The organism is Bradyrhizobium oropedii, from assembly GCF_020889685.1.
Lineage (GTDB): Bacteria > Pseudomonadota > Alphaproteobacteria > Rhizobiales > Xanthobacteraceae > Bradyrhizobium > Bradyrhizobium oropedii.
Genome location: NZ_JACMYO010000228.1, coordinates 1 through 11,474 on the forward strand (window position 1 = coordinate 1; position 11,474 = coordinate 11,474).

Annotated in this window: 10 protein-coding genes; 7 read left to right on the forward strand and 3 right to left on the reverse strand. The window is 65.5% G+C overall.

The features are described 5' to 3' along the window. The 4 genes from H8A95_RS37665 to H8A95_RS37680 form a co-directional block, all read left to right on the forward strand. Positions 1-1,024: aminotransferase class I/II-fold pyridoxal phosphate-dependent enzyme (locus H8A95_RS37665; RefSeq protein ID WP_229187666.1), on the forward strand; the 1,024-nt coding region annotated here is incomplete at its 5' end. A gap of 16 nt (positions 1,025-1,040) precedes the next feature. Further along, positions 1,041-3,524 carry a DNA translocase FtsK gene (locus tag H8A95_RS37670; protein WP_229187667.1) on the forward strand — a complete coding sequence of 828 codons (2,484 nt, stop codon included), beginning with the start codon at positions 1,041-1,043 and terminating at the stop codon, positions 3,522-3,524. A gap of 100 nt (positions 3,525-3,624) precedes the next feature. After that, the gene (locus tag H8A95_RS37675; RefSeq protein WP_229187668.1) at positions 3,625-4,449 is read left to right on the forward strand and encodes an outer membrane lipoprotein carrier protein LolA; all 825 of its coding nucleotides are present in this window, start codon (positions 3,625-3,627) and stop codon (positions 4,447-4,449) included. Between the two features lie 68 nt (positions 4,450-4,517). Beyond that, entirely contained in the window at positions 4,518-5,333 is an 816-nt protein-coding gene (locus tag H8A95_RS37680) for an exodeoxyribonuclease III (RefSeq protein WP_229187669.1), read from the forward strand. Positions 5,334-5,488: 155 nt separating this feature from the next. Here the strand turns inward: H8A95_RS37680 and H8A95_RS37685 are convergent, their stop codons facing one another. Both H8A95_RS37685 and H8A95_RS37690 read right to left on the reverse strand, forming a co-directional pair. Beyond that, entirely contained in the window at positions 5,489-5,929 is a 441-nt protein-coding gene (locus tag H8A95_RS37685) for a Crp/Fnr family transcriptional regulator (RefSeq protein WP_229187670.1), read from the reverse strand. Positions 5,930-5,986: 57 nt separating this feature from the next. Then, positions 5,987-6,673, reverse strand: coding sequence for a response regulator transcription factor (locus H8A95_RS37690; RefSeq protein ID WP_016841446.1), 687 nt, complete (start codon positions 6,671-6,673; stop codon positions 5,987-5,989). Between the two features lie 243 nt (positions 6,674-6,916). On the opposite strand from H8A95_RS37690, the gene H8A95_RS37695 reads away from it, so the two are divergent. Together H8A95_RS37695 and H8A95_RS37700 are read left to right on the forward strand one after the other, a co-directional pair. Next, positions 6,917-7,456, forward strand: a complete 540-nt coding sequence (locus tag H8A95_RS37695; RefSeq protein WP_229187671.1) for a L,D-transpeptidase family protein — start codon at positions 6,917-6,919, stop codon at positions 7,454-7,456. 93 nt (positions 7,457-7,549) lie between these two features. Then, a complete protein-coding gene (locus H8A95_RS37700; RefSeq protein WP_229187672.1) occupies positions 7,550-8,335 on the forward strand; it encodes a 2-keto-4-pentenoate hydratase in 786 nt (261 codons plus the stop codon). A 158-nt stretch (positions 8,336-8,493) separates the two neighbouring features. Here H8A95_RS37700 and H8A95_RS37705 read toward each other — a convergent pair whose 3' ends face one another. Beyond that, entirely contained in the window at positions 8,494-9,210 is a 717-nt protein-coding gene (locus H8A95_RS37705) for a YggS family pyridoxal phosphate-dependent enzyme (RefSeq protein WP_229187673.1), read from the reverse strand. A gap of 108 nt (positions 9,211-9,318) precedes the next feature. On the opposite strand from H8A95_RS37705, the gene H8A95_RS37710 reads away from it, so the two are divergent. Continuing rightward, on the forward strand, positions 9,319-11,010 hold the full coding sequence (locus H8A95_RS37710) for a sensor domain-containing diguanylate cyclase (protein ID WP_229187674.1): 1,692 nt from the start codon (positions 9,319-9,321) through the stop codon (positions 11,008-11,010). Positions 11,011-11,474 lie beyond the last annotated feature (464 nt).

An 11,474-nucleotide genomic window follows, 5' to 3' on the forward strand; every position in this document is an offset into this window, starting at 1 on the left:
CGAATTCGGCCGCTATCCCATGGCCAAGGGCATCGAGCCGTTCCGCCGCGCGGCCGCGACCTGGCTCTCGAGCCGGTTCCAATTGCCGCGCCCGGTCGATCCGGAGAGCGAGGTGATGGTGCTGAACGGCAGCCGCGAGGGGCTGTTCTTTGCCGCGATCACGGCGGCACGCTACGTCTCGCCGCGCAAGGGCCGGCCGGCAGTCCTGATGCCGAATCCGTTCTATCCGGCCTATGGCGCCGGCGCCCGCGCGGCCGGCTGCGAGCAGATCCATCTGCCGACCACGCTCGCCAACGGCTTCCTGCCCGACCTCGATTCGATCGACGAGGCGACATTGGCGCGCACCGTCGCGTTCTTCATCGCCTCGCCTGCCAATCCGCAAGGCTCGGTCGCCTCGCGCGCCTATTTCACGCGGCTGAAGCAGCTCGCCGATCGCCATGGCTTCATGATCCTGAGCGACGAGTGCTACTCGGAGATCTACACCCGCGAAGCGCCGGGCAGCATGCTCGAATGCGCCGGACCCGACTTCACCAATGTGGTCGCGTTCCAGTCGCTGTCGAAGCGCTCGAACCTGCCGGGCATGCGCGTCGGCTTTGCCGCCGGCGATCGAAAGTTCATGGCCGCGTTCCTCGAGCTGCGCAATGTCGCTGCACCTCAGGTGCCGGTGCCGCTCCAACATGTTGCGGTCGCCGCCTATGGCGACGAGGCGCATGTCGAGGAGAACCGCAGGCTCTATCGCATCAAGTTCGATTTCGCCGACCAGATCCTCGGCAACCGCTACGGCTACAAGCGTCCTGCCGGCGGCTTCTGCGTCTGGCTCGACGTCTCCGACCGCGGCGGCGACGAGGAGACGACGGTCAGGCTGTATCGCGACGCCGGCGTTCGCGTGATTCCCGGCAGCTATCTGGCGCGCGAGCAGAACGACGGTTCCAATCCGGGCGCGGGCTATATCCGCCTTGCGCTGGTCTCCGACAGTGAATCGACGGCCGAGGCGATGCATCGCCTGGTCGAAACCCTGGGTTAATCGCGAAGCGCGAAGATTGAGTATGCCAGCGATCGAACGTGTCATCCCCCTGGTCGGCCATCTGCCGCTCTCGTTGCGCGAGGCGCTGGCGCGACGGCTGCGTGAGCTCACCGGGCTCGGCCTGATCGCGCTGTCGGGCGCCATCACGGCCGCGCTGATGACCTGGTCGGTGCAGGATCCGTCGCTCAGTCACGCCACCTCGCGCGCGATCCGCAACGTGCTCGGCTATCCCGGCGCGATCGGCGCCGACCTGTTGATGCAGATCCTCGGGCTCGGCGCGATCATGCTGCTGCTGCCGGTCGCGGTCTGGGGCTGGCGGATGCTGACGCACCGTCCGTTCGACCGCGAGGCGCTGCGGCTCGGTTGCTGGGTCCTTTGCACGGTGATCGCGGCGGGCTTCGCCAGCTGCTGGCCGCACAACACCGCATGGCCGCTGCCGACCGGGCTCGGCGGCGTGGTCGGCGATGCGCTGCTGCGCGCACCGGCCGTGGTGTTCGGCCCGCCCGGTTTCATCTACCGCGTCGTGCTCGGCCTGATCCTGTTCGTCGCGATGGCGGCATGCTTCCTGTTCGCCTGCGGCTGGGGCGCCAAGGAGCAGGACGAGGAACTGACGCCGATCTCCGACGACGACGAGCCGTTCGTCGAGGAGGATGAGGACCGCAGCTCGGTCTCGCTCGGCTGGCTGTTCCACGCGCTGATGAGCGCCAAGGCCCGGCTCGGCTGGCTGTTCACCACCGCCTACAAATCGCTGGTGTCGAGCGGAGCGCAGGGCCGCAGCGCCGCGTTCGAGCGTCAGGAGCCCAATATCAGCGGCGGCCGCGCGGCGCCCTCGATCGCGCCCGCGCATAACGATCACGACGAGGATGAAGACGAAGCCGAGGACCTCGGCGACGACGAAGAGGAAGAAGAGGACGAGGAGGAAGCTCCCGTCGCGCGCGCACCGCGCAAGAAGGCCGAGCCGAAGCCGAAGAAGAAGAATTCCGACAAGTTCGAGCTGCCGTCGGTCTCCGTGCTCAGTGCGCCGAAGGCGAGCGATCGCCAACCGCTGAGCAAGGCCGAGCTGGAGGCCAATTCGCGCTCGCTCGAAGGCGTGCTGCAGGACTTCGGCGTGCGCGGCGAGATCGTCAAGGCCAATCCGGGCCCGGTGGTCACGCTGTACGAACTCGAGCCCGCGCCCGGCATCAAATCGTCGCGCGTGATCGGACTGTCCGACGACATCGCGCGTTCGATGAGCGCGCTGTCGGCCCGCGTCGCTGTCGTCGCCGGCCGCAACGCGATCGGCATCGAGCTGCCGAACGCGCATCGCGAGAAGGTCTACCTGCGCGAGCTGTTGGTCGCCAAGGAAAGCGTCGATTCGGTCGCCAAGCTGCCGCTGTGCCTCGGCAAGACGATCGGCGGCGATCCCGTGATCATCGATCTGGCGCGCACGCCGCATATGCTGATCGCCGGCACCACCGGCTCCGGCAAATCGGTCGCGATCAACACCATGATCCTGAGCCTGGTCTACCGGCTGCGCCCGGATCAGTGCCGCCTGATCATGGTCGACCCGAAGATGCTCGAACTCTCCGTCTATGACGGCATCCCGCATCTGCTGACCCCCGTCGTCACCGACCCGAAGAAGGCGGTGGTGGCGCTGAAATGGGCCGTGCGCGAGATGGAAGAGCGCTACAAGCGGATGGCCAAGCTCGGCGTGCGCAACATCGACGGCTACAATGCGCGCCTCGTCGAAGCCAAGGCCAAGGGCGAAGAGCTGACGCGCACCGTGCACACCGGCTTCGACAAGGAGAGCGGCAAGGCGATCTACGAGGAAGAGAAGCTCGACCTCGAGCCGCTGCCCTACATCGTCATCATCGTCGACGAAATGGCCGACCTGATGATGGTCGCCGGCAAGGACATCGAAGGCGCGGTGCAGCGCCTCGCGCAGATGGCGCGCGCCGCCGGCCTGCATGTGATCCTCGCCACGCAGCGTCCGTCGGTCGACGTCATCACCGGCACGATCAAGGCGAACTTCCCGACCCGCATCGCCTTCCAGGTGACGTCGAAGATCGACAGCCGCACCATCCTGGGCGAGATGGGCGCCGAGCAGCTGCTCGGCCAGGGCGACATGCTCTACATGGCGGGCGGCGGCCGCATCAGCCGCGTCCACGGCCCATTTGCTTCCGACGAGGAAGTCGAGAAGGTGGTGCGTCACCTCAAGACGCAGGGCCAGCCGGAATATCTCGAAGCCGTCACCGCGGAAGAGCCGACCGAAGAGGACGGCGCCGTGTTCGATGCCACCGGCATGGGTGGCGATGGCGGCGGCGATCTGTTCACGCAGGCGGTTGCGATCGTCAAGCGCGACCGCAAGGCATCGACCTCCTACATCCAGCGCCGGCTGCAGATCGGCTACAACCGCGCCGCCTCGCTGATGGAGCGGATGGAACTGGAGGGCATCGTCGGCCCGGCGAATCATGCCGGAAAGCGCGAAATCCTGGTCGGGGAGGAAGAAGGCCAGTTCTGATCGGGGGCGATCATCACGGAAAAACCATATCTCCCTCGGAAGAGGCGGGATAAAATCCGGCCAAGCGGGACGAGCGTCGAACAGAGACCTGACATATCTGATGGCAAAACAACTTATTGACCGCGGCACGCGCACTGCGCTGGCTCTTCTCGTCACCGCCGCGATCGCCGGCGGCGCGACTGCGCAGAATGCCCCGCCGCCGAAGCCCGCCGCACCCAAGGCTGCGCCGAAGGCCAAGGACGCTGCGAAGGACGCCGGCGCTCAGAGCAATGCCGACAAGGGCCCGACCACCACAGGCGCCACCCAGGCACCGCCGAACCCGGTGATTCCCGATCCGCGCCGTAACGTCCCCGCCAACATCTTCCAGACCTTCGACGCCAACCAGAAGGCGCAGGCCGCCAAGGTCTCGGCCTATCTGTCGTCGCTGCAGACCCTGGTCGGGAATTTCGTCCAGGTCGGCCCCGACGGCACCAAGACCAAGGGCGATTTCTACATCCAGAAGCCGGGCAAGCTGCGCTTCGAATATGACGATCCGAGCACGATCGAAGTGATCGCGGACGGCTCGTCGGTCGCGGTGCGCGACCGCAGGCTCGCGACGCAAGACGTCTATCCGCTGTCGCAGACCCCGCTGCGCTATCTGCTGTCGGACCGCATCGACCTGATGAAGGACACCAACGTCATCAGCGTCACAGCCGACGACGTGTTCGTCAGCATCACGATCGAGGAGAAGCAGGCGCTGGTCGGCACCAGCCGCTTCCTGCTGATGATCGGCGCCAAGGACGGCAAGCTCAAGCAGTGGACCGTCACCGATCCGCAGGGCTACGACACGACGGTAGCCGTCTACAATCTCGACGCGACGCAGAAGCCCGACCCGGGGCTGTTCAAGATCGACTTCACGACCTATCCCGGCACCTCGCCGGGCTAGCCGGATCGACGATCCGCCCTGTGGACAATTGAAATCCGCCGCAAGAACCGTGCTAAGAGGCGGTTCTCATGCGGTTCTCCGTCACCACCTGGAACATCAACTCGGTGCGCCTGCGCATCGACATCGTCGCCAAGTTCCTGAAGAGCGCGCGGCCGGATGTGCTGTGCCTGCAGGAAACCAAATGCATCGACGACGCGTTTCCGCTGAAGCGCTTCAAGCGGCTCGGCTATGAGCACGTCGCGCTGAACGGACAGAAGGGCTATCACGGCGTCGCCATCGTCTCGCGGCTGCCGTTCGACTCCACCGACGTCAGGACGTTCTGCGACAAGATCGACTCGCGGCACATCTCGGTTTCCTTCGGCGAAAAGGCGCAGCTTTCAAAACCGCTGGTGCTGCATAATTTCTACGTGCCGGCCGGCGGCGACATTCCCGATCCCGCGCTCAACCCGAAGTTCGAGCACAAGCTGCAATTCCTCGACGAGATGAAGGCTTGCGAGCCGCTGCATCCGCGCGGCGACGACCGCCACATCCTGGTCGGCGACCTCAACGTCGCGCCGCATGAAAACGACGTGTGGTCGCACAAGCAGCTGTTGAAGGTCGTCTCGCACACGCCGGTCGAGACCGAGAAGCTGCTCGCAGCGCAAGCGCATGGCGAATGGTTCGATATCGCGCGCGAGCGGATCCCGATGTCGGAAAAAGTCTACACCTGGTGGAGCTACCGCGCCGCGGACTGGACCGTCGGCGACCGCGGCCGCAGGCTCGATCACATCTGGGTCTCGCGCGCGCTGAAGGATCACGTCAGCGACTTCAGGATCACCCGCGACGCCCGCAGCTGGGAGCGCCCGTCGGATCACGTGCCGGTCACGGCGGTGATGGAGGTTTGACGGCGCCAACTCTTGACCCGTCATCCTGAGGAGCGCGGACCGCGCGTCTCGAAGGATGAATCGGCCCGGCTGGCGGCCGTCGACCCTTCGAGGCTCGCTGCGCTCGCACCTCAGGGTGACGGGTCAATGACTTCGCTGAACGACGCGCGGAACGATCACGTACTCAGCTTGCCGCCCGCCATCAAGATATCGCTCGCGAGCTGGCTGGTGCGCAGCGCGAGCTCGTCGCGCAGGCGGCGGGCTGCGGCCGGGTCGCTTTCCAGCACGCGCTGGAACAGGCTGCGCGCGACGCGGATCACCGAGCCGCGCTCCAGTGCGGTCGCGGTCGAGGGCCGCTTCATCGCGACGATCAATGCGAGTTCGCCGATCAGCGCGCCAGGACCCGCGATGACCTCGGCGCCGCCTTCCTCGACGCGGAAGGTGCCGCGCTGCACGACATAGCCGGCATCGGCGGTGTCGCCGGTCTTGAACAGCACCTCGCCTGCGTTGAAATCGCGTTGCTCGGAGCCGATCGCCAGCATGCGCAAGGAGCTGTCGCCCAACAGACGCATCGTCGGGACCCGCTCGAGCAGGGCTACGTCATCATCGATCGACATTCAGGGCCGGTAACCGCGGTGCGCCTCGATTTCACGAATCGTTGAGCGCGAAGCGTATCACGGCACCAGCTTGTAGCCACCGGCTTCCGTGACCAGGATTTCCGGGTTGGCGGCGTCCTTCTCGATCTTCTGGCGGAGGCGGTAGATGTGGGTTTCCAGCGTGTGGGTGGTGACGCCGGAATTGTAGCCCCAGACTTCCTGGAGCAGGGTCTCGCGCGACACCGGCATCTGGCCGGCGCGGTAGAGGAAGCGCAGGATCGCGGTTTCCTTTTCGGTCAGCCGCACCTTGCGGGCGTTGGCGCCGGTGAGCATCTTCGAGCCGGGCCGGAACGAGTAGGGGCCGACCGAGAACACCGCGTCCTCGCTGGCCTCGTGCTGGCGCAGCTGCGCCCGGATCCGGGCCAGCAGCACCGCGAAGCGGAACGGCTTGGCGACATAATCGTTGGCGCCACTTTCCAGGCCGAGGATGGTATCGGAATCGGTGTCGTGGCCGGTCAGCATGATGATCGGGGCCTTGAAGCCGCCCTTGCGAAGCGAGCGGACCACTTCGCGGCCGTCGGTGTCGGGCAGGCCGACGTCCATCAAGACCAGATCGGGGGAATTGGCTTTGGCGGCAGTGGCGCCCTTGGCACCGGTATCGACTGCCGAGGCTTCGAACTCCTCGTGCAGGGACAGCTGCTCGACCAGCGTATCGCGCAGATCGGTATCGTCATCCACGATCAAGATCTTGCGGGCATTGGCCATAGGTACAATCCTTCGGGGGGCGGGGCGGTCAGAAGCGGAGGGCGCTTATGGCCGTAGCATCGGCTAGATACGTCCTCAGGTAGGCCGTCGTTACCGATTCACAAGGCAGCGCAGTCTACCTCAAATCCGGTGGGGCAGGACGTGAATGTCCTGTAATGCCGGGAGATAGAATGATCTGTTCATCCAAGGCAAGTTCAGTTTTGAACGATTCTTAAGGGAAGATCAGCTATTTCAATCACTTATATGACAGTCAAACGTGATCACCCGCTTTCCTCGATCGAGGTCCGCAGCGCCGCCGGTGACCCGCGCCGGGGCTGGCTGACGGCCGACGGCTGGACGGTTCCCGTCGCACTCGGACGCGGCGGAATCCTCGCCAACAAGCGCGAGGGCGACGGCGGCACGCCGCGCGGCATCTTCCATCCGCGGCAACTCTGGTGGCGTGCCGACAGGCACCGGCGCCCGCCGACCTTGCTGCCGACCCGGCCGATCCGCCGCGAGGATGCCTGGTGCGAGGATCCCGCCGACCGCCATTACAACCAGCCGATCCGGCTCGACCGGGAGCAAGGCGGCGACCGCCTGACGCGCGAGGATCATCTCTACGACTTCATCGTCGAGATCGACCACAACGCCGCACCGCGCGTCGCCGGCCGCGGCAGCGCCGTATTCCTGCATCTGGCGCGGCCGAATTTCGCGCCGACCGCAGGCTGCGTCTCGATGACCAAGGCATCGATGCTGCGGCTGCTGCGGCGGATGTCGCCGCAGACAAAGATCATCATTGAGTAGATAGCTGAGCATCGGTTTTCCCACGCGACAAGCGCGACGCGTTTGTGCTGAGATCGCGCGCAAGACAAAACATTCCCGCGGGAGCGAACCAACATGCTCGACAACAACCAGATCGCGGCCGCCGCAAAAGTTCTGCACGGGCATTGGCATGCCGGAACAAAGCTCGGCGCACTCGACAGCACAATGCGGCCACGCGATCGCGCCGAGGGCTATGCGGTGCAGGCTCGGCTGGAACAGACATCGCGCGAAAAGCTGTTCGGCTGGAAGATCGCGGCAACCAGCGCGGCCGGCCAGAAGCACATCAATGTCGCCGGACCGCTCGCCGGGCGCATCCTTGCGGAGACGTTGATACCGGATGGCGGCACTGCGTCGATGACGGGCAACGAGATGCGCGTCGGCGAGCCCGAATACGCATTCCGCATGGCGCGTGATCTCACACCGCGCACCGCGCCCTACAGCGTGCAGGAGGTGCTGGAGGCGGTCGACACACTGCATCCGGCGATCGAGATTCCGGATTCGCGCTTCACCGACTTCGTCGCCGCCGGCGAAGCGCAGCTGATCGCCGACAATGCCTGCGCGCATCTGTTCGTGCTCGGACCCGCAACGTCGACAGACTGGCGCGCGATCGACATGGTCGAGGAACGCCCGATCATCACGCTGCGCGGCGAGCGTTACATCGGCCACGGCAAGAACGTGCTCGGCGATCCCCGCGCAGCGCTCGCCTGGTGCGCCAACGAGCTGCGCGCGCTCGGACTGACGTTGCGGGCGGGCGAGGTCGTCACCACAGGCACCTGCCACCCCCCGCTGCCGATCGCCGCCGGCGATGCGTTCGCGGCCGATTTCGGCGCGATCGGCAAGGTGTCGGTGAAGTTTGCGTAGGCGATATGCTCGCCACACACGCTGCTGTCGTCCCTGCGAAAGCAGGGACCCATAACCACCGAAGTTAGTTGTTGCCCGCCGATCTGGCCGCGTGCCCCTTACGATGGCCGCGGCGTCTGGGTCCCTGCTTTCGCAGGGACGACACTAGTTATGCGGCTTCAGTTATGCGGCTTCGTCCTCGTGCCGAAAATCGCCGACCCCACCCGCACATGGGTGGCGCCCATCGCGATCGCCACGGCGAAATCGGCGCTCATCCCCATCGACAGATTTTTGAGCCCATTGCGCGCAGCGATCTTGGCGCAGAGCGCGAAGTGCGGCGCCGGCGCCTGGTCGACCGGCGGGATGCACATCAGGCCTGCGATCTGCAGGCCGTATTTGTCGCGGCACGCCGCAATGAAGGTATCGGCGTCCTGCGGTGCGACGCCGGCCTTCTGCGGCTCCTCGCCGGTGTTGATCTGGACGAACAGTTCCGGGTGCTTTTGCTGAGTTTTGATTTCCTTGGCTAACGCTTCGCAAATGCTCGCGCGGTCGACCGAATGGATCGCATCGAACAGCGCGACCGCCTCCTTGGCCTTGTTGGACTGCAACGGCCCGATCAGATGCAGCTTCAAGCCCGGGTTGGCCTGGGTTAACTCCGGCCACTTGCCTTTGGCCTCCTGCACGCGATTTTCGCCAAATACGCGTTGTCCGGCGCCGATAATCGGCAAAATTGCGTCGGCTGCGAAGGTCTTCGACACCGCGATCAGCGTCACCGACGCGCGGTCGCGTCGCGCTTCCTTGCAGGCATGAGCGATCTCCTGCTCCACGACGGAGAGGCCAGAGGCAGGGTCATGTGGTGAATCGGCCGATAACGGCGTGGTCGGGCTTTGCGTCATGCTTGTGCCGTTCTCTAACAGGTGCGGGGGTTGGCTCGAATTTTACCAAATTCGGGAAAGGCTTTTTGAAGCCCTGCATTTTACCCTGCGCCCGGGCAAGGGAATAGAATGTCGGGCGTCACTTTCAACCGCAACCGGGTCAGACTCAAGAAGGTTCTGGGCATTCGTGCCCGGCTCGCCTTGCTTGCGCTGATGCTGGTCGCGCCCCTGATGCTCGATCGCGTCCGCACGCTGGAAGATTCCCGCAGCAAGCAGATCGCACAAGCCTCGGCAGGGTATGCCAGCCTCACCGCGCAGGCCGCCGAAACCCAGCGCGAGGTGGTCTCCTCGGTCGAGACCATGCTGAAGTCCGCCGCCTATATCCGCGCCTCCGGCGGTATTGCGCAGAGCTGCGAGGTGCTGCGCGCCAGCCTGCCGACGGTGCTGCCCTGGATCCGCAGCATCATGTTCGTCTCCAGGGACGGGCTGGTGCAGTGCTCCACGCTCAACAGCCAGGTCGGGCTCAATGTCGGCGACCGTGAATATTTCAAGAAGGCGCAGGACAACCGCGGCTTCGTGTTCAGCGACTACCTGCGCGGCAGGACCAACGGCCGGCCGATGATGATGGCCGCCTATCCGGTGGCCGCGATCAATCCGGAGCTGGATTCCGTCGTCGTCTCCGGCATCAACATCGACTGGCTGTCGCAGATCATGGCCAATCTCGGCGGCCAGCCCGGCATGTCGGCCGTGCTGGTCGACTCGACCGGCGTCGTGGTCGCGGCGCCCGCCGACCATGCGAGCCTGATCGGCCGCTCGCTCGACACCATCCCGTTGATGTCGGCGATTGCGGAGAAGGCGCTCAGCTACGACGAGCCGTCCGGCTCGGTGTCGTTCACCGCGTCCGACGGCGCGCAGCGCACGCTGAGCTTCGCCCGCATCGCCGGGACCCAGTCCCGGCTGATCGTCAGCATGGACGAGGCCAAGGTGACGGCGGCGATCAACCGCGAGATCCGCACCGCCTATTTGCAGCTCGGCTTCGTCTGCCTTTTCGTTTTGTTGGGTGCGCTCGTCGGCGCGGAGCGGCTCGTGATCCATCCGATCGAGCTGATGACCGGCATGGCGCGGCGGTTCGGCGAAGGCGACTGGTCGGCACGCGTCGACAAGCACAAGCTGCCTTCGGAATTCGTGCCGCTGGCACGCGCCTTCAACGCGATGGCGGCCCAGCTCAGCCAGCGCGAGCGCGAGCTGGTCGCCTCCAACGATCGCCTCACGGTGATGGCGTCGATCGACGCGCTGTCCGGCCTCGCCAACCGCCGTGGCTTCCAGAGCCGGCTCGACTTCGAATGGATGCGGGCGCAGCAGTATGAATGCGAGCTGTCGCTGATGATGATCGATGTCGATCACTTCAAGCTCTACAACGACACCTACGGCCATCCCGAAGGCGATGCCTGCCTGACCAGGATCGGCGAGGTGCTGTCCGGAATCGCCGCCGACACGATGGGCTTTGCCGGCCGCTATGGCGGCGAGGAGTTCTGCCTCTTGCTGCCGAACACCGATGCCGCGCATGCGCTCGCGATCGGCGAGACGGTGCGATCAGCGGTGCTCGGCCTCGCCGTGCCGCATGCGCCCTCGAGCTATTGCGTCGTGACCGTCAGCGTCGGCGTCGCCACGACCAAGCCGAACGACACCCAGCGCCCCGGCGACCTGATCGAAGCCGCCGATGCCGCCCTCTACGCCGCCAAGCGCCGCGGCAGGAATGCCGTGATCGAGCACGGGTTCCTGCAGACGCTGGACGAAGCCGGGATGGCCCTGGCGAGCTGAGGCGCTGCCGCCTGTATCAGTGCGTTTTTCGAGCAAAGTGGACACCGGTTCGCGTGTCCGCATTTTTTATTGCGCGGGACCCATGGGTGCGATCGGCGCCCGGCGTTCCCTGCGCCCTCTGTTCAAGGAGAGGGCGAGACAACGGTAAGACTCCATAATCACCGGCCGCGCCACACACCCGGCGTCGTCCCTGCGAAAGCAGGGACCCATAACCACGAACGGTTATTGGTGAACGACGGTGGAACGACGAGTCCCGATCACGACATCTGCTGCGGCGTATGGGTCCCTGCTTTCGCAGGGACGACGCCTATTGTGCGGCAGCGCTTGCGACCACCGCACGCACCAGGGCGAAGCCGGCCACGCTCCAACCGTCACCTCCCCTGATCAATTCATCGGCCCGGCGGAGCGCGGCGCTTGTGTTTGGCGGCGGGCGCGGCCGGCTCCGGCGTTGCCTCCTTCACGCC